The organism is Peribacillus sp. NPDC056705 (assembly GCF_043656335.1).
This window is the reverse complement of the sequence record NZ_JBHTYI010000003.1, coordinates 56931-75895: the sequence shown is the minus strand read 5'-3', so window position 1 is coordinate 75895 and position 18965 is coordinate 56931. Positions and strand designations below refer to the sequence as shown.

The window sequence follows — 18965 nt, the reverse complement described above, 5'->3', positions numbered from 1 at the left end:
CATTGGTAACGAAAGCAGCATAGAATGATTGGGAGGAATGTTAGTTGATTAAGAAATACACGTGTCAAAATGGAGTTAGAATTGTATTGGAAAATATTCCAACTGTACGCTCAGCAGCAATTGGAGTATGGATCAAAACAGGTTCAAGAAATGAAACACCAGAATTGAATGGGGTTTCACATTTCCTGGAGCATATGTTCTTCAAAGGGACAACTACGAGAAATGCGCGTGAAATTGCCGAGTCGTTCGATAGTATTGGTGGTCAGGTTAATGCATTCACTTCAAAAGAGTATACATGTTACTATGCTAAAGTAATGGATAACCATGCAAGCTATGCGCTTGAAATCCTTGCTGATATGTTCTTCAACTCAACATTTGATGGGGAAGAATTGAAAAAAGAAAAAAATGTCGTCTACGAAGAAATCAAAATGTACGAAGACACACCCGATGATATTGTCCATGACCTTTTAAGCAAGGCGGTATATGAAAACCATCCCCTTGGCTATCCTATACTTGGAACGGAAAATACGCTTGAAACCTTCAATAGTGATACATTAAAAAAATACGTGCATGACATGTACACACCCGATAAAGTAGTAGTGTCCATTGCTGGGAATGTGGATGAAAAATTGATTCAGGAGGTCGAAAACTACTTCGGCTCATATCAAGGAGGGGAAGACCGTCTTGAATTGGTCAAACCTTCCTTCCATGAAAATAGGATCACCCGTAAAAAAGATACGGAACAAGCCCACTTATGCCTTGGTTACAAAGGGTTGGAAATCGGCAATGATAAAACATACAGCCTGATTACCTTAAATAATATTCTTGGGGGAAGCATGAGTAGCCGCCTATTCCAGGACGTCAGGGAGCAACGCGGCCTTGCTTACTCCGTTTATTCCTATCATTCCAGCTATCAAGATAGCGGAATGGTGACAGTATATGGGGGGACAGGCACAAACCAGCTTGACAGCCTGTATGAAACCATTCAGGAAACATTGGATACTTTAAAAAGGGATGGCATTACGGAAAAGGAATTACGTAATAGTAAAGAGCAACTTAAAGGAAGTTTGATGCTCAGCCTTGAAAGCACGAATAGCCGCATGAGCCGGAACGGAAAAAATGAGCTAATGTTGGGTAAGCACCGTACCCTAGATGATATCATCATCAAGATTGACGAAGTGACAGAGGATACCGTCAATGAATTGGCAAATCAGATCTTTACGGAACATTCCTTGTCATTAGTGAGCCCGCTGGAAAACTGGGACAAGTAATAACGACTAAGTCTGAACCTTCCTTTTGTTAAAGGGAGGTCAGGCTTTTTTTCTTTAGATATGGGAAGTCCAGTGTTTTGGACAATATTTGGATAAAGGCCTTCTAAGTTTACCTTTTTCGGATATAGATTGAATAGAAGACGAAAAAGGGGGAACCAAATATGAGGTTAAGCGAACTGAGCGGTAAGGAAATAGTCGATGTGAATAGGGCGGAAAGATTAGGAATCCTTGGTCAGACGGATTTGGAAATAGATGATACTGGACAAATTACCTCGTTGATCATCCCATCCGTCAAATGGTTCGGCCTTTTAAGGAGTGGCAGTGAAATAAGAGTGCCATGGGATCACATAAAAAAAATCGGTGCGGATATGGTCATCATTGATTTTCAAGAAGGACTTTCAAATAAAGACGGAGAGCAAATGGATGGATGATGATGCTCGCGCCTACTCCTTGGAATTTCACGAAATGCAATCCGAAAACGCCTTAGCTGGCAATAGCTAAGGCGTTTTTTGATTTCTTATCACCGTTTTTTAACTAAAAACATAAGATGGCAGGGTAACTAGAGATTGTAGCAAAAAACGAATTGTTTACTGAAGGGATTGTATCACAAGGCAAGGAATGTTTAGGATCTTTTATATAAAGAAGGTGACGGTTTTAATGCTCACAGGCATGCAAATCGCTGTAATTGGTGGAGATGCGCGTCAGCTTGAAGTTGTCCGTAAACTGACAGAGCTTGATGCAAAGCTATTATTGGTAGGTTTTGAACAGCTCGACCATGCTTTTACCGGAGCGGTTAAGGAAAAAATGGAGGATATAAATTTCAAGGAAATAGATTCAGTTATCCTACCTGTCCGGGGCACCGATTCAAATGGGAAAGTAGAAACGATTTTTTCCAGTGAAGAAGTTGTTTTAACTGAAGAAATGATAAAAAAGACCCCGGCACATTGCACTTTTTATGCAGGAATCAGTAACGATTACCTCGATGGGATATTCAAGAAAGTGGATCGCAAACTTGTACTATTGTTCGAACGTGATGATGTGGCTATTTATAATTCGATTCCAACTGTTGAGGGTACGATCATGATGGCCATTCAACATACGGATTTTACGATCCATGGATCGAATGTAGCCGTTCTCGGACTGGGAAGGGTCGGTATGAGTGTAGCCCGGTCATTCCATGCACTGGGAGCAAAAGTGAAGGTGGGGGCAAGAAAAAGCGAAGATATTGCGAGGATCAGTGAAATGGCATTAGCCCCTTTTCATTTAAATGATCTTGCTGCTGAAATGAAAAATGTTGATATATGTATCAATACGATTCCTTTTCCGATAATTACCGCACAAGTTATAGCTAAAATGCCCGTTCATACATTAATCATCGACCTTGCTTCAAAACCGGGGGGGACTGATTTTCGTTACGCTGAAAAAAGGGGAATTAAGGCGCTGTTGGCACCAAGCCTGCCGGGAATAGTTGCCCCGAAAACAGCTGGTCAGATATTAGCGAATGCACTGGGACTATTGATACAAGGCGAGTTCACGAAAAGGAAGGGGAAAAAGATATGAGTCTCAAAGGTAAACGGATTGGTTTCGGATTAACAGGATCACATTGCACATATGATGAAGTGTTCCCGGAAATAGAAAAACTTGTAGATGAAGGGGCGGAAGTCATTCCCATCGTAACATCGACAGTTCAAAACACGGAAACCCGTTTTGGAAAGGGCGAGGATTGGGTCGAAAGAATAGAAAAATTGACGGGGAATCATGTCGTTGATACAATCGTCAAAGCAGAGCCTTTAGGACCTAAATTGCCACTTGATTGCATGGTGATCGCTCCTTTAACGGGTAACTCAATGAGTAAGATGGCAAATGCTCTTACCGATTCGCCAGTACTTATGGCGGCAAAAGCGACGATGAGAAATCACCGTCCGGTCGTGGTCGCGATTTCAACGAATGATGCACTTGGGTTAAATGGTGTCAATCTAATGAGGCTGATGGCAGCAAAAGATATTTATTTCGTTCCATATGGCCAGGATAATCCCACAGGCAAACCAAGTTCCATGGTTGCAAGAATGAGCATGATAAGGGATACGATCATAGCTGCACTGGAAAGGGAACAGATTCAACCTGTCATCGTCGAAAGGTTCAAGGATGATTTAGTCTGAACAAGTATTTCTGCCTCCATCCCGCATTCTAACGACTAACATATATGCATAAATTTGTAGGTTGAAGTTATGAAAAACCACTCCACTACCAGAATATTTTGTTAAAGTGCGACCCTTTGGAATGTTAATGTGATAAAATAAATGATATTCTGAACAAGAAGCAGTAAATCCAGTAAATAATTAATTTAAGAGATAGAAAAGGAGTATGGATAAATGACTGAGACACAGGGATTGCGTATTGCAGTTGTGGGAGCAACTGGAGCGGTAGGACAACAAATGATTTCAACACTCGAACAAAGGGACTTACCGATAAAGAAAATCATCTTTTTATCATCGGCTCGTTCCGCTGGAATCAAACTTACGTTTAAGGGCGAGGAAATCGAAGTGCAGGAAGCAAAACCTGAAAGCTTTGAAGGCATAGATATCGCTTTATTCAGTGCTGGAGGAAGCGTGTCTAAGGAATTGGCTCCAGAAGCAGTGAAACGCGGTGCGATAGTAGTGGATAATACGAGCGCATTCCGCATGGATGAAAATGTTCCGCTAGTCGTTCCTGAAGTAAATGAAGAAGACTTGAAACAGCATAATGGGATCATTGCAAACCCGAATTGTTCAACTATCCAAATGGTTGTGGCATTAGAACCGATCCGCAAGACATACGGCTTATCAAAAATTGTTGTTTCAACCTATCAGGCTGTCTCGGGTGCAGGTGCAGCAGCGATAAATGAATTAAAGGAACAGGCTCGCGACTTGCTTGATGAAAAAGAAATAGATCCGAAGATTTTACCGGTAAAAGGGGACGAAAAGCATTATCAAATCGCATTTAACGTCATTCCCCAAATCGATAAATTCCAAGATAACGGGTACACATTCGAAGAGATGAAAATGATTAATGAAACAAAGAAAATCATGCATATGCAAGACCTTCCAGTGGCTGCAACTTGTGTGAGACTTCCTGTTGTAACAGGTCATTCGGAATCTGTATACATTGAAGTTGAAAAAGAAGGCATAGCGGCTTCTCAAATCAAGGATTTAATGAAAACGGCACCTGGAATAGTGCTAGAAGATGAACCCGAGCAACAAGTTTACCCTACGCCTGCTTCATCCGTCGGCAAGAATGATGTATTCGTCGGTCGGATTCGCAAAGATTTGGATGAAGATAAAGGCTTCCATTTATGGGTGGTTTCCGATAATCTATTAAAAGGAGCAGCTTGGAATTCCGTTCAAATTGCTGAGAGCCTTTTAAAATTAGGTTTGGTTACCGTTAAGTAATAATTTATTTTTAATAACTAGATAAAAAATTAAATTCCAATAGGATAGAGAGTTTTTGTCAGCTTCCCGGTTTGGGAAGCTGGCTTATATTTGGGGTGCATATTATGAAAATTATCGTCCAGAAGTACGGTGGGACATCCGTTCGCGATGAGGAAAGCCGTTTATTTGCCAAGGGGCATATTGAAAATGCGATTAAAGAAGGCTATAAAGTGGTGGTTGTGGTTTCAGCAATGGGAAGAAAAGGCGATCCTTATGCAACGGATACCTTACTTTCTCTAGTAAATGGAGCGAAAGCCAGCCTTTCAAAACGGGAACAGGATTTACTTATGTCAGTTGGAGAAACGATATCATCTGTCATATTCACGAACATGCTCTTGGAACATGGTATTGATGCGGTTGCTTATACTGGAGCTCAAGCGGGATTCTTGACGAATACCGACTATTCAAGTGCGAAAATTATCGAAATGAAATGCGACCGTCTCATGAAGGAACTTGAGGTGAAGGATGTAGTCGTTGTTGCAGGATTCCAGGGAGCGGCTAAAAACGGGGACATCACGACCATCGGCCGTGGTGGAAGTGATACTTCTGCCGCTGCATTAGGTGCAGCATTGCAAGCTGAACGGGTCGATATTTTTACGGATGTGGAAGGAATTATGACGGCAGATCCACGTATTGCCGATCAAGCTCGTCCATTATCAATCGTTTCATATACGGAAGTTTGCAATATGGCATATCAAGGGGCGAAGGTCATTCATCCGCGAGCTGTTGAAATTGCAATGCAGGCGAAAGTCCCGATTCGGATAAGGTCAACATACAGTGAAGGTTTGGGGACCCTTGTTACAAGCATGAACAAGGGAAGCCAGGGCAGTGACATACGTGAAAGGCTCGTGACCGGGATTGCCCATGTACCAAAAATCACTCAAATCAAGGTACGTGCGAAAAAAGATCAATATAATCTGCAGGCAGAAGTTTTCAAAGCAATGGCCAATGCCTCTATTTCAGTGGACTTTATAAATATATATCCAAGCGGCGTAGTGTATACCGTTTCGGAAGAGATGACAGAACATGCCCTCTCGATTTTGGCCGAGCTTGGTCATGAACCGGTCATTGAAAGAAATTGTGCCAAGGTTTCAGTAGTCGGTGCAGGTATAAATGGAGTGCCAGGCGTTGCAGCGAAGATTGTCACAGCGCTTTCCGAAAAGGAAATTGCCATTCTCCAGTCTGCGGATAGCCATACGACAATTTGGGTACTTGTGAAAGAGGAAGATTTAATAGAAGCTGTTAATTCCCTGCACTATGCATTTCAATTGCATGAAAGGGAAGTCCAATGATTTGGCTTTTTAATGAATAAAGGTTTTAAAAATTAAAGAGGTGTTAGATTATGATATTTGGTAGAGTATCAACCGCAATGGTCACCCCTTTCGATGGCAAGGGAAATGTCGATTTTCAAAAGACGACTTCATTGGTTAATTATTTATTAAAGAATGGAACCGATTCGCTTGTGCTTTCGGGAACGACAGGGGAATCTCCAACTTTATCTTCGGAGGAGAAAATTGCGTTATTGCGTCATGTTTCTAAGGTTGTAGAAAAACGTGTGCCCATCATCATGGGGACAGGAAGCAACAATACGTATGCTTCCATCGAGTTGACAAAAAAAGCGGAACAAAATGGCGCCGATGCGATAATGCTGGTGGCCCCGTATTATAGTAAAACGAATCAAGAAGGTCTATACCAGCATTTTAAGGCTATTGCTGCTAGTACGACTCTCCCTGTTATGGTATATAATATCCCTGGGCGCGCTTCGATTAACATTGAACCGGAAACGATCATCCGCCTTTCAAAAATTCCTAATATCGTAGCCGTTAAAGAAGCGAGCGGGGATTTAAACGCTATGACCCAAATCATAGCCGGCACGGATGAAGAATTTGCGTTATATAGTGGGGACGACGCATTAACACTCCCAGTATTGGCTATTGGTGGTGTGGGTGTAGTTTCGGTTGCTTCGCATATTGCCGGTAATGAGTTGCAGAAAATAGTGGAGGCCTTCATCAGTGGGAATTTGAAAGAGGCAGCGAGGCTGCATCAGGAACTGTTACCGCTTATAAAAGGTTTGTTTGCAGCGCCAAGCCCTGCACCTGTCAAAACAGCGCTTCAGTTAAATGGAATAGACGTTGGCTCGGTGAGACTTCCAATCGTGCCATTGACGGAAAAGGAGCGCCTTGCATTAACAAAGGTATTAAATAAATAAAAAGACACGGAACAAGCTGATCGTTGAAGATTGGCTTGTTTTTACATAAAGATGTAAATGAATGGGATATCCTTTCCGATTTCGAGATGAAAATATTTGAATTTTTTTATTATCGATCGAAACTGGATAAAAGTACAAAGGATCTCTTACATAATAGGTTGTTTTTTTTGAATTATATGAAAATGTCCCTCTGAAAATGGTAAGTGTTGTCATGTTTTTTGAACATCGGTTATAATGAATTCATTGGGAAATTATGAACGGGAATTTTTAAGGAGGATATTCGATTGGGTAAAGATAAAAATAATGGAATAAAAGTCATTTCTCTTGGAGGACAAGGGGAACTTGGTAAAAATATGTACGTCGTTGAGGTGAACGAGGACATCTATCTTCTTGATGCAGGGTTAATGCTGCCAGAAGACGAAATGCTCGGAATCGATGCGGTCATCCCTGATATTTCTTATTTGATGGATAATAAGGAAAGGGTGCAGGGGATATTCATTACCCATGGTCATGAAGACCATATGGGAGCACTTGCTTATGTCTTAAAATATTTACCGGCACCTGTTTATGGAACAAAGCTTACACTGGCTTTAATTAAAACGAAATTAAAGGAAGATGGCTTTAACGGCAGGGCAACATTCACTGAAATCGATTCGGATTCTCTTTTAAGTTTCCCTCAAGCGGCTGTGTCCTTTTTCCGGACAAACCATAGTATTCCCGATTCCGTCGGAGTCGTGATCCACACTCGTGAAGGTGCAATCGTTTATACTGGGGATTTCAAATTCGATCAAGCAGCAACTGATTTATATAAACCGGAAATCGGTAAAATGGCTGGTATCGGTGAAGAAGGTGTCCTATGCTTGCTTTCGGATAGTACTGGTGCCGAGAGGCCAGGTTATACGACATCAGAAGCAGTTGTGGCCAAAGATATTACAGAGGTTTTTCATGCAGCCTCCGGAAGGATCATCGTAGCGTGCTTCGCTTCGAACATTAACCGGATTCAACATGTTTTCAATGCAGCGGCTGCAAGTCGCAGAAAAGTGGCAGTTGTAGGAAAAAGTCTGCAACGCGTTTATGAAACAGCCTTGAACCTTGGCTACTTAAAGGTCGAAGAAGAGCTGATAATCCCGATTAATGAAATTCGCCAGTATGACGACCGTGAAATCGTCGTGTTATCGACAGGTCATCAAGGGGAGCCCATAGCGGCACTGCAAAAAATGGCAAAACAGACCCACAAGCAGGTGACGATCAAAAAGGGGGACACAGTTTTGATCAGTGCATCACCCCTACAGGGCGGCGAACTTATTTTATCCAAAACCGTCGATTTGCTTTACAGGGTAGGTGCTGAAGTGGTATCTGCAAATAAATACAAAGTGCACGTAACAGGGCATGGAAGCCAGGAAGAACTTAAAATGATGATCAATTTGATGAATCCTAAATTCTTGATCCCTGTACATGGGGAATACCGCCATTTATATGCCCATCAAAAAGTTGGGGTTGCTGCGGGAATTGAACGTGAAAACATCATCATTGCCGAAAAAGGTGATGTCATCGAACTAAAGGGCAATAAAATGGGTCTTTCCGGCAAAGTCTCTGCAGGAAATATCCTGATAGATGGCAGTGGTGTTGGAGATGTGGGTAATATCGTTCTTCGTGATCGTCGCTTGTTATCCCAGGATGGCATTTTGATTGTAGTGGTCACGTTGAACCGTCAGGATAAAAGCATTGCAGCAGGACCTGAAATCATTTCAAGGGGCTTCGTATATGTTCGCGAATCTGAAAAAATGATTGGGGAAGCAACTGAAATAGTAAGTGAGATCGTAAAGAAAAATGGGTCGCGCCAACCCTTTGATTGGTCCACGCTGAAGCAGGAAATGCGTGATGCGTTAAACCAATTCTTCTATGAGAAAACGAAACGCCGCCCAATGATTTTACCTATAATCATGGAATATTAAGTAAGGAACCCCTGGTTTAAACAGTCAGGGGTTCTTTTTTCTGTGTCAAACCTCTTATATCTTGAAGAATGAAGTCCGAGACTCGAGACATAATAAAGCTATAGGCTTAAGAGAAAGGGGTTGGCATAGTGGATAATAATGCACCATTACCAAATGAAAATGAAGGCAAACAGGAAGGTAAGAATTCAACTTTAATCGAAAAGATCCAGCAGCTGGGGGCTACTAATGTTCCGCAACTATCTCAGGACTCAAAAATCCATTGTTTGACGATCATTGGACAAATTGAAGGACATATGCAGCTGCCGCCTCAAAATAAAACGACCAAATATGAACATGTTATTCCGCAAATTGTGGCAATTGAACAAAATCCCAATATAGAGGGGCTGCTTGTAATTTTAAATACAGTCGGAGGAGATGTCGAAGCGGGACTAGCCATCGCAGAAATGCTGGCCTCCCTTTCAAAGCCTTCCGTCTCGATTGTACTTGGGGGAGGTCACTCAATCGGTGTGCCGATTGCGGTTTCGTGTGACCATAGCTATATAGCAGAAACAGCAACGATGACGATTCATCCCATTCGTTTGACAGGGCTAGTCATTGGCGTGCCTCAAACCTTTGAATACTTGGATAAAATGCAGGAAAGAGTCATTAAATTTGTTACACGGCACTCTAACGTATCGGAAGAAAGTTTTAAGGATTTAATGTTTGCTAAAGGAAATTTAACCAGGGATATCGGCACGAATGTAATCGGGGCCGAGGCAGTTGAAATCGGTATGATCGATGATGTAGGAGGAGTAGGCCAGGCCATGAGAAAACTAAATAGCTTCATGGAAGAAAGAAGGCCAAAAATTGCCGGGGAAGAGGAGGGGCTTCTGCAATGACGCTTTATACGATCGTTCCTGAAGAAATAATTTTCCCTCATCACCATGAAAAGACGGCAAATTTAATAGAAATGATCTATAATGGTGTACATGTAATGGTTGAACATGACGGAGGCCGCACGTTTCGCATTGATCGAATTGTAAGCACGGATCCTGAAGATTATATGAATGTACACATCCAGCCGGGGGCTGTCATAAATGTGTTCGAACAGATGAATCATTAGTAAAAACGACTAACTGAGGTAAATTATGATATACTGGAATGAAAATCAGCAGCCGCTTGGCTGCTTTATTCATTATGTGGGCAAAATGTTCGTCTAAATAATAAATGGTATATATATCAAGGACAGGTACAAATATATTTGATATAATCAGGGAGCGAACGTTTGTTTCTAGAAGGGAAATCATGTAGTGATGTTGAATAGGAAAGTTAGAATAGTTTCATGAAGAATCAGGTGATATTATGGCAAAAAAGAAACGCAGAAAAAAGAATAGTACAGAGAAATTAAAACTAACGCTTAAATATGAATTGATCGGCCTAACTATAATAGGTTTGGCCATCATTGCCATTGCCAAGCTTGGAGCTGTGGGAAACGGGACGGTCTTTTTAATCCGCTTCTTCATGGGGGAATGGTATATCCTCTTTTTGTTGGGAGCAATTGCAGCTGGCTTCTATTTGATGATAAAGAGGGAGGTCCCTTACCTGTTAAAACGGCAATTCGTCGGGATGTATTTTCTTGTCGCGAGCATGCTCCTGCTAAGTCATGTGACACTGTTTAACATGCTTGCAGATGGAGGGCCGTTTACGAAGCCAAGTGTCATTTCGAATACATGGGAACTATTCTGGATGGAAGTGACCGGAAAGGCCAGCACAAAGGACCTCGGGGGCGGTATGATTGGAGCGATATTATTTGCAGCCTCATACTTTTTATTCGACGAAGCTGGATCGAAAATCGTTTCATTCCTTTTTATCATTGTAGGTGCCGTCCTATTGACCGGGAAAACGTTAGGTGAAACCCTCGGGAAGTTTTTCAGGGGTCTTGGCGTCTTTTTCAAAAAGCAATGGTCTGCTTTCAGAGATGATATGAAAACGTGGAATGACGACAAAAAAGAAAAGAAAAAGAATCCCGTGAAAAAGAAGAAACGGGAAACCGATCCGGTGGAGGAAACCGATCAGCCCCTTCATCAAGAAGAGGAAACACAGCAACTGGCGACCGAACGGATCATTTCCAGCTTTGCTGATAAAGCCTATAGCGACGAAAACGAAATAACTCCAGTAGTTACGGAACCTGCAGCCGAAAGTGCAGAGGAACAGGATGACGCCGTTCCGCCTATGAATTTTACGGAAGTGGAGAATAAAGAATATCTTTTACCCCCTCTTTCTTTGTTAGTGCAGCCCAAAAAAACGGACCAAAGCGGAGAGTACCAATTGATCCATGAGAATGCGGCAAAACTTGAGCGCACCTTTCATAGCTTTGGAGTGAAAGCGAGGGTCACTCAAGTTCATTTAGGCCCAGCCGTAACCAAATATGAAGTCCATCCGGATGTAGGGGTGAAGGTAAGTAAAATTGTCAGCCTATCCGATGACTTGGCTCTTGCACTTGCCGCAAAGGATATTAGGATCGAAGCTCCGATTCCCGGGAAATCGGCTATCGGAATAGAAGTGCCCAACTCTGAAGTGGCAATGGTGTCATTAAGGGAAGTTTTAGAGGCCAAAGAAGTTGACAAGCCTGACGCAAAACTGCAAATAGGCTTAGGACGGAATATTTCTGGTGAAGCGGTTAAGGCGGAGCTTAATAAAATGCCGCATTTACTAGTTGCTGGTGCCACCGGCAGCGGGAAATCCGTTTGTATCAACGGGATTATCACGAGTATTCTGATGCGCGCAAAACCGCATGAAGTGAAAATGATGATGATCGATCCAAAAATGGTGGAGTTGAATGTATATAATGGAATCCCTCACTTACTCGCGCCTGTAGTGACCAATCCAAAGAAAGCTGCACAGGCTTTGCAAAAAGTGGTCAGTGAAATGGAAAGGCGCTACGAGCTATTTTCTCATTCCGGTACCCGTAATATTGAAGGCTACAATGATTATATTAACCGGTATAACATTGAAGAAGATGCCAAACAACCGCTCTTGCCTTATATCGTAGTGATTGTCGATGAGCTGGCGGATTTGATGATGGTCGCCTCAAATGATGTAGAGGATGCCATCACACGGCTTGCACAAATGGCACGTGCCGCGGGCATCCACTTGATAATTGCCACTCAGCGGCCATCCGTAGATGTAATTACAGGGGTCATTAAAGCGAACATCCCATCTCGGATCGCTTTTAGTGTCTCATCCATGACCGATTCAAGAACGATTCTCGACATGGGCGGAGCCGAAAAACTGTTAGGACGGGGTGACATGCTCTTCCTGCCTGCAGGAGCATCAAAACCGGTTCGCGTTCAAGGGGCCTTTTTATCCGACAATGAAGTCGAGGAAGTTGTCACATATGTCATTTCACAGCAAAAAGCACAATATAACGAAGAGATGATACCGGATGAAATTGCAGAAACTTCTAATGGTGAAGTCGAAGATAATTTATACGGGGATGCGGTGTCCTTGATCGTAGAAATGCAGACTGCATCTGTCTCCATGCTGCAGCGCCGTTTCCGGATTGGCTATACCCGGGCAGCAAGATTGATCGATGAAATGGAAGCAAGGGGAATTGTCGGTCCCTATGAAGGCAGTAAACCACGAAATGTATTGGTTACTAAAGATGAACAGGATGAAGCACATTCATCATAATTAAAAAACCGGGCTGCAGCCCGGTTTTTTAATTATTCATCGCCTCGTCCAAATGTTTAAGGCAGAAGTCGGTAATCATCGCTTCTTCATCATCTTCTAAATCGAATTCGAGTGCGCCTTCGTTCCCTTTTTCAAAAATATCATATTTAATCAATTTGCCTATTTGTTCTTCCACAACAAAAAGCACCCTGATATATAAACCATTTTCTGAAAAGAGCTCATCCTCTTCAGGCACTTCAATATCCAAGAACAACTCGTAACGTTCCCCGGACAAAATACCAAATGGATCATTCAATTTTTCAATCGTGTATTCTGTAATCTTTAACATCTTGTGTACATCCCTTCAAAGAAGATAAATCCTATTATACAGGAAAACATCATCTTGAACAGAGCGGCATTCATTTTGCGTTTTTAAAATGAATTTATCCGATTTAGGAGAATAATCGTACAAATTCCGCGGCCTTATCTAGATTGAAAGACACATGTAAGGGTAATTTCTCCTAAATTCTTTTAAAGTAAATAGTAAAACACTATTTATTTATATCAAAAAAAATGTTATATTATTTTCGATTAGTAGGAATGATTCAACATCAGAGGTCTGATGTCTTAAGAAATTAGCTGGGGGAAACTGTATGTCAATAAAATCAGATAGTCGACATTTATATTTGCAGGTCATTGATTACCTGAAGCAGGATATTGAAGCAGGAGTCTATCAGGAAAATGAAAAATTCCCTTCAGAATTCGATCTTGCAAAAAAATTGGGAGTGAGTAGGGCGACACTTCGAGAAGCGCTGCGAATTTTAGAAGAAGAAAACATCATCATTCGCCGCCATGGAGTTGGGACTTTCGTCAATCCGAAACCTCGGTTCACTTCAGGTATCGAGCAATTAAAAAGTGTCACGAACATGATTGAAGAGGCAGGAATGAAACCGGGTACGATTTTCTTAAGCTCGACGGCCCAAGAACCTACAGAAGAGGATATACGCAGGTTTTCATGTTCAACAGATGAACGCATCGTCATCATCGAGCGAGTAAGGACAGCGAATGGGGAGCCAGTTGTCTACTGCATTGACAAAATTCCTGAATCTATACTATCAGAAAATTTTGACCGGAATGATGAATCTCTTTTTGATATTTTGGAAAGAGATGCGCATCGGAAAATTACGCATGCCGTAGCGGAGATTGAGCCTATTGGATATCATGAGAAAGTTTCTCCTATCCTTAAATGCTCTCCAGAAGCCGCACTACTCGTTTTAAAGCAGATGCATCTGGATGACTGGGACCAGCCTATCCTGTATTCTGTTAACTACTTTAAAGCCAATATGTTCAGCTTTCATGTTCTTCGTAAACGTGTGTAGGTGTTGACTCTGCATACGGGTGAATGCAAGCGTTTGTTTTGATTCAGTAAAATTCAAATCAAACATAAGCAAAAAAAATTAACGAGAAGTGAAAACGCAAACATAAATGACTTTTCAGAACATTCCTGCTCAAAAAACTATGTAAATTAGGGGGATAAAAATTGAAAAAGCGCAAATTAGGACTAGCTCTTTCACTTGTTCTTGCAGCCGGTACGCTACTTGGGGCATGTGGTAATTCAGAGAATGATGATAAAGAATCTTCAAATGGGAAAAACAAAGATAACTTCACGGTTGCGATGGTAACTGATACAGGCGGCGTGGATGACGAGTCGTTCAACCAATCCGCTTGGAAGGGCATTCAGGAATTCGGTAAAGATAATGGTCTGGAAAAAGGTAAAGATGGCTATAACTACCTGCAATCTAAATCAGATGCCGATTACGCTAAAAACCTGAATACGCTTGTACGTGAAGATTACCAACTTATTTATGGTATCGGTTTTCTTTTAGCCGAATCTGTTGGTGAAGTGGCTGACCAACGTCCGGATTCACACTTTGCTATCGTGGATACTGTTGTTGATAAAAAGAACGTAGCCAGCATTAATTTTAAAGAGCAGCAAGGTTCATTCCTTGTAGGTGTAATTGCCGGATTGCAAACGAAAACAAACAAGGTCGGTTTTATCGGCGGAGTTGAATCTGAATTAATCAAGAAATTCGAAGTTGGTTTTAAGGCTGGGGTATTATCTGTAAACCCGGATGCGAAAGTTGAAGTTAAATATGCCGGAGACTTCAATAAAGCTGATATCGGTAAGTCCACTGCAGGCTCCATGTATTCTTCTGGTATCGATATCATTTATCACGCTGCTGGAGGAACTGGAAAAGGTGTATTCACTGAAGCTGTAGAGCAAAAGCAAAAAGATCCTAAGAGAGAAATCTATGTTATTGGTGTAGATAGCGACCAAGCTAAATTAGGGGCAGTTCCGGGAACTGACGACAATATCACACTGACTTCCATGCTAAAACGAGTTGACGTAGCAGTTAAAGACCTTTCCGAGAAAGCGAAAGAAGGAAACTTCCCTGGCGGAAAAGTAATTGAGTACGGTATCGAAGAAAATGGTGTAGGCATTTCCGATACAAAAGATAACGTAACAGAAGAATCTTTAAAAGCGGTCGAAGAGTGGACAGAAAAAATCAAATCAGGTGAATTCGTAGTTCCGGGTACGGATGAAGAATTCGAAAAACTTGGTTTATAAGCTGTAATGCCAGAAAGAATAGGGAGGCAGGGTTGCCCTCTATTCTTTCTTTTCCCAATAACTCTAAGCACTGAAAAATATCGAATGAAAAACTATGATAGAATCGTAGTTTTTCATTTGGTTTTTTTAAAAAATCAATAAGTTACTAGCAGCATTTAAATGATTTAAGAATATGTACACTCATTTTAGGAGTTGATAATACGTGGAATATGTAATTGAGATGCTCAATATCCGTAAGGAATTCCCCGGCATCGTCGCAAATGATAATGTTACCCTACAGGTTAAAAAAGGGGAGATTCACGCATTATTAGGTGAAAATGGCGCGGGTAAATCCACTTTGATGAATGTTTTATTCGGCTTATATCAGCCTGAGCAGGGAGAAATCCGTGTGAATGGTAAGCCAGTCAAGATTACCAGTCCTAACATTGCCAATGATTTAGGGATTGGGATGGTCCATCAGCATTTTATGCTCGTTGACCCTTTTACAGTAACGGAAAATATCATATTAGGAAAAGAACCATCAAAAGCGGGTAAGATCGATTTGAAAGAAGCGAGCGAGGAAGTTAGGAAACTATCAGAACAATATCAGCTTCGTGTTGACCCTTACGCAAAAATTGCCGATATTTCAATAGGGATGCAGCAGCGTGTCGAGATTCTTAAGACGCTTTACCGCGGTGCGGAGATATTGATTTTTGATGAACCGACCGCTGTATTGACTCCTCAAGAAATCAAGGAATTGATATATATTATGAAAGCCCTTATCAAAGAGGGTAAATCTATCATTTTAATCACACACAAACTTAAGGAAATCATGGAGGTTTGTGACCGGGTAACGGTTATACGCAAAGGGCAAGGAATCGGTACAGTGAATGTCAACGAAACGAACCCTGACGAATTGGCCAGCTTAATGGTCGGTAGGGAAGTTCTATTCAAGACGGAAAAAACGGCAGCTACTCCTTCGGGTGTAGTTCTTGAAGTTCGTGAACTGGAAGTCAAGGATTCCCGGGGCGTTTCAGCTGTTCGGAATTTGGAGTTAACTGTCCGTGCAGGAGAAATTGTCGGCATCGCTGGTGTAGATGGAAATGGTCAATCCGAACTAATTGAAGCATTGGCTGGCCTAAGGAAGACAACAGCAGGTTCGATAAAGCTAAATGGAAAAGAGATCAGGAATCTTAAGCCGCGTAAGATCACTGAAGCAGGTGTCGGCCATATTCCGGAGGACAGACATAAGCATGGTTTGGTTCTCGATTACAGCATTGGGGAAAATATTGTCTTGCAAACCTACTATCAAAAGCCTTTTTCAAAAGCAGGTATCTTGAACTCAAAGAAAATTTTTGAAAAAGCCCGTTCATTGATCAAAAGTTACGATGTTCGCACCCCGAGTGAATATACCCCGGCAAGGGCGCTTTCTGGAGGGAATCAACAAAAAGCTATCATCGGGCGGGAAGTTGATAGGAACCCGGATTTATTGATTGCCGCACAGCCAACACGCGGACTTGATGTCGGAGCGATCGAGTTTATCCATAAACGTCTAATTGAACAGCGTGATGCAGGAAAAGCGGTACTTCTCATATCATTTGAATTGGAAGAAATCATGAATGTGAGCGATAGAATTGCCGTTATATACGAAGGGGAAATCGTCGCAATTGTCGATCCGAAAGAAACGACTGAACAGGAGCTTGGCCTTCTTATGGCCGGCAGTAAACGGACGGAAGCAGGTGGAAAACAAAATGTCTAAGTATTTATCTAAATTAACGAGTCCGTTAATAGCAGTTATCCTCGGCTTGGTCGTTGGGGCAATAATCATGTTAGTAAGCGGCTATGACCCAGTTGCCGGCTATGGCTCCATGATAAATGGAATTATTGGGGATTCTTATTATGTAGGGGAATCCGTCAGGACAATCATCCCTTATATCCTTGCTGGTTTGGCAGTGGCTTTTGCTTTCCGCACGGGCCTATTCAATATCGGCGTGGAAGGGCAATTAATTGTAGGCTGGCTGGCGGCAGTTTGGGTCGGAATTGCTTTTGATCTTCCAAGGATCATCCATTTGCCGTTTGCCATCTTAGCTGGTGCAGCTGCTGGCGCCTTGTGGGCATTTATCCCTGGTTATTTAAAAGCTAAGTTCCGCGTACATGAAGTGATCGTTTCTATCATGTTGAATTATACAGCTTTATATGTGACGAATTATTTAATTAGGAATGTAATGACTGACAAACTGGATAAAACAGAAAGAATTGCCGATACAGCATCACTGCGGTCTCCTTTTTTCGAAAGCATTACGGATTTTTCCCGGATGCATTGGGGAATAGTGGTCGCGATTATTTGCGTAATCATCATGTGGTTCCTACTTGAAAGGACAAAAACCGGCTTTGAACTGAAAGCGGTAGGTTTCAATCAGCACGCGTCCGAATATGCAGGGATGAGTGTAAATAAGAACATCATACTTTCCATGGTTATTTCAGGTGCGTTTGCAGGGCTTGCAGGTGCGATGGAAGGCCTTGGAACTTTCGGTTATGCTGCAGTCAAAGGCGGGTTCACAGGTATGGGCTTTGACGGGATTGCAGTAGCCTTACTAGGAGCGAATACGGCTATTGGTGTCGTGCTGGCAGCCTTATTATTTGGGGGGCTGAAAGCAGGAGCCTTAAATATGCCGCTAGAAACCGGCATACCAAGTGAAATAGTAGATATTGTCATAGCACTGATCATTTTCTTTGTCGCATCCAGTTATTTTATTCGTTGGATTGCCGCTCGATTTAAGAAAGGGGTGAAATAAGTGGACTTTTACCAAGTATTACAAATTATTATTCCATCAATGATTGCTCTAGCTGCTCCACTTATTTTTACTTCGCTCGGAGGAGTGTTTTCTGAACGGGCAGGTGTCATAAACATCGGTTTAGAAGGCTTGATGGTCATTGGTGCCTTTACAGGGATTGTTTTTAACTTAATGCTTGCTGATGTATTTGGGGAATGGACTCCTTGGCTGGCAGTCTTGGCGGCAATGATTGCCGGCTTGCTGTTTTCCATTCTGCATGCTGTGGCATGCATTACGTTCAGGGCGGACCAAACGGTCAGTGGGGTCGCCATCAACTTGTTGGCAGTAGGTCTGACCATGTTTTTGGTGAAGCTGATTTTTGACAAAGGTCAAACTGATAGAATCACAGAAACATTCCCACGGATTGATGTTCCGTTACTAAGTGATATTCCATTTATAGGACCCATCTTTTTCTCAAATGGTTATTATATCGTATATATAGCGATTCTAATATCCTTTGTCGTTTGGTATGTACTTTATAAAACACCTTTCGGGTTAAGGATCCGTGCAGTGGGTGAGCATCCGATGGCTGCTGACACGATGGGTGTCAATGTTACGAAAATCCGCTATGCCGCCGTTTTATTATCAGGTGCTTTTGGCGGTATCGGCGGAGCGATTTATGCTACCATCTTTTCGAATGAATTCAATCATGCAACAATTAATGGTCAAGGTTTCATGGCCATTGCCGCCATGATTTTTGGTAAGTGGCACCCGATCGGGGCAATGGGTGCTGCGTTATTCTTTGGTTTGGCACAAAGTTTAAGTATCGTTGGCTCGAGCCTTCCCTTCTTCAAGGATATTCCATCGGTTTATCTCTTGATCGCTCCTTATGTTCTGACGATCATCGCACTAACTGGTTTCATTGGACGTGCAGATGCTCCGAAAGCATCCGGACAGCCATACATCAAAGGGAAAAGATAAGTATTTAACCGGTCAGCAAACTTGCTGGCCGGTTTTTTCTTTTGAGATT

At 42.1% G+C, this 18965-nt stretch carries 17 protein-coding genes; 16 read left to right on the top strand and 1 reads right to left on the bottom strand.

Annotated elements, in window-relative coordinates; all coding sequences use genetic code 11:
* Positions 1-44: 44 nt before the first annotated feature.
* The 11 genes from ACFRAK_RS05020 (at position 45) to ACFRAK_RS04970 (ending at position 12574) form a co-directional block, all read left to right on the top strand.
* Positions 45-1271 (top strand): M16 family metallopeptidase, encoded by a 1227-nt coding sequence (locus tag ACFRAK_RS05020; RefSeq protein ID WP_387599971.1) that lies wholly within the window; start codon positions 45-47, stop codon positions 1269-1271.
* A gap of 161 nt (positions 1272-1432) precedes the next feature.
* On the top strand, positions 1433-1702 hold the full coding sequence (locus tag ACFRAK_RS05015; protein WP_394571379.1) for a YlmC/YmxH family sporulation protein: 270 nt from the start codon (positions 1433-1435) through the stop codon (positions 1700-1702).
* A gap of 226 nt (positions 1703-1928) precedes the next feature.
* Positions 1929-2831 carry a dipicolinic acid synthetase subunit A gene (gene dpaA, locus ACFRAK_RS05010; RefSeq protein ID WP_387599977.1) on the top strand — a complete coding sequence of 301 codons (903 nt, stop codon included), beginning with the start codon at positions 1929-1931 and terminating at the stop codon, positions 2829-2831.
* The gene (locus ACFRAK_RS05005; protein WP_098370983.1) at positions 2828-3430 is read left to right on the top strand and encodes a dipicolinate synthase subunit B; all 603 of its coding nucleotides are present in this window, start codon (positions 2828-2830) and stop codon (positions 3428-3430) included. Before dpaA ends, ACFRAK_RS05005 begins: the two co-directional genes overlap by 4 nt.
* A 213-nt stretch (positions 3431-3643) precedes the next feature.
* Positions 3644-4699: an aspartate-semialdehyde dehydrogenase gene (gene asd, locus ACFRAK_RS05000; RefSeq protein WP_098370982.1), complete on the top strand. Its 1056-nt coding sequence runs from the start codon at positions 3644-3646 to the stop codon at positions 4697-4699.
* Positions 4700-4803: 104 nt separating this feature from the next.
* Positions 4804-6030, top strand: coding sequence for an aspartate kinase (gene dapG, locus ACFRAK_RS04995; RefSeq protein WP_192204066.1), 1227 nt, complete (start codon positions 4804-4806; stop codon positions 6028-6030).
* A gap of 47 nt (positions 6031-6077) precedes the next feature.
* The gene (gene dapA / locus ACFRAK_RS04990; RefSeq protein WP_394571443.1) at positions 6078-6947 is read left to right on the top strand and encodes a 4-hydroxy-tetrahydrodipicolinate synthase; all 870 of its coding nucleotides are present in this window, start codon (positions 6078-6080) and stop codon (positions 6945-6947) included.
* Between the two features lie 284 nt (positions 6948-7231).
* Positions 7232-8902, top strand: coding sequence for a ribonuclease J (locus tag ACFRAK_RS04985; protein WP_192204068.1), 1671 nt, complete (start codon positions 7232-7234; stop codon positions 8900-8902).
* Between the two features lie 128 nt (positions 8903-9030).
* Positions 9031-9780 carry a ClpP family protease gene (locus ACFRAK_RS04980; protein WP_387599985.1) on the top strand — a complete coding sequence of 250 codons (750 nt, stop codon included), beginning with the start codon at positions 9031-9033 and terminating at the stop codon, positions 9778-9780.
* Complete coding sequence (locus ACFRAK_RS04975) at positions 9777-10004, top strand: YlzJ-like family protein (protein WP_098370978.1); 228 nt, start codon at positions 9777-9779, stop codon at positions 10002-10004. Before ACFRAK_RS04980 ends, ACFRAK_RS04975 begins: the two co-directional genes overlap by 4 nt.
* A 239-nt stretch (positions 10005-10243) precedes the next feature.
* Positions 10244-12574, top strand: a complete 2331-nt coding sequence (locus ACFRAK_RS04970; protein WP_387599988.1) for a DNA translocase FtsK — start codon at positions 10244-10246, stop codon at positions 12572-12574.
* 28 nt (positions 12575-12602) lie between these two features.
* On the opposite strand, the gene ACFRAK_RS04965 is transcribed toward ACFRAK_RS04970, so the two are convergent.
* Positions 12603-12902, bottom strand: a complete 300-nt coding sequence (locus ACFRAK_RS04965; RefSeq protein WP_387599991.1) for a DUF6509 family protein — start codon at positions 12900-12902, stop codon at positions 12603-12605.
* A 304-nt stretch (positions 12903-13206) separates the two neighbouring features.
* On the opposite strand from ACFRAK_RS04965, the gene ACFRAK_RS04960 reads away from it, so the two are divergent.
* From ACFRAK_RS04960 to ACFRAK_RS04940, 5 genes are all read left to right on the top strand, one after another.
* The gene (locus tag ACFRAK_RS04960) at positions 13207-13932 is read left to right on the top strand and encodes a GntR family transcriptional regulator (protein WP_192204071.1); all 726 of its coding nucleotides are present in this window, start codon (positions 13207-13209) and stop codon (positions 13930-13932) included.
* 161 nt (positions 13933-14093) lie between these two features.
* Positions 14094-15182, top strand: coding sequence for a BMP family lipoprotein (locus ACFRAK_RS04955; RefSeq protein WP_192204072.1), 1089 nt, complete (start codon positions 14094-14096; stop codon positions 15180-15182).
* 202 nt (positions 15183-15384) lie between these two features.
* Positions 15385-16920 (top strand): ABC transporter ATP-binding protein, encoded by a 1536-nt coding sequence (locus tag ACFRAK_RS04950; RefSeq protein WP_387599996.1) that lies wholly within the window; start codon positions 15385-15387, stop codon positions 16918-16920.
* Positions 16913-17956 (top strand): ABC transporter permease, encoded by a 1044-nt coding sequence (locus ACFRAK_RS04945; RefSeq protein WP_260284294.1) that lies wholly within the window; start codon positions 16913-16915, stop codon positions 17954-17956. The genes ACFRAK_RS04950 and ACFRAK_RS04945 overlap by 8 nt, the downstream gene beginning before the upstream one ends.
* Positions 17957-18916, top strand: a complete 960-nt coding sequence (locus tag ACFRAK_RS04940) for an ABC transporter permease (protein WP_260284295.1) — start codon at positions 17957-17959, stop codon at positions 18914-18916.
* Positions 18917-18965 lie beyond the last annotated feature (49 nt).

Coding starts and splice junctions, on each gene's coding strand:
- ACFRAK_RS04945 (WP_260284294.1), top strand. CDS start 16,913: ATGTCTAAGTATTTATCTAAATTAACGAGTCCGTTAATAGCAGTTATC.
- ACFRAK_RS04970 (WP_387599988.1), top strand. CDS start 10,244: ATGGCAAAAAAGAAACGCAGAAAAAAGAATAGTACAGAGAAATTAAAA.
- ACFRAK_RS05005 (WP_098370983.1), top strand. CDS start 2,828: ATGAGTCTCAAAGGTAAACGGATTGGTTTCGGATTAACAGGATCACAT.
- dapG (WP_192204066.1), top strand. CDS start 4,804: ATGAAAATTATCGTCCAGAAGTACGGTGGGACATCCGTTCGCGATGAG.
- ACFRAK_RS05015 (WP_394571379.1), top strand. CDS start 1,433: ATGAGGTTAAGCGAACTGAGCGGTAAGGAAATAGTCGATGTGAATAGG.
- ACFRAK_RS04975 (WP_098370978.1), top strand. CDS start 9,777: ATGACGCTTTATACGATCGTTCCTGAAGAAATAATTTTCCCTCATCAC.
- dpaA (WP_387599977.1), top strand. CDS start 1,929: ATGCTCACAGGCATGCAAATCGCTGTAATTGGTGGAGATGCGCGTCAG.
- asd (WP_098370982.1), top strand. CDS start 3,644: ATGACTGAGACACAGGGATTGCGTATTGCAGTTGTGGGAGCAACTGGA.
- ACFRAK_RS04965 (WP_387599991.1), bottom strand. CDS start 12,902: ATGTTAAAGATTACAGAATACACGATTGAAAAATTGAATGATCCATTT.
- ACFRAK_RS04960 (WP_192204071.1), top strand. CDS start 13,207: ATGTCAATAAAATCAGATAGTCGACATTTATATTTGCAGGTCATTGAT.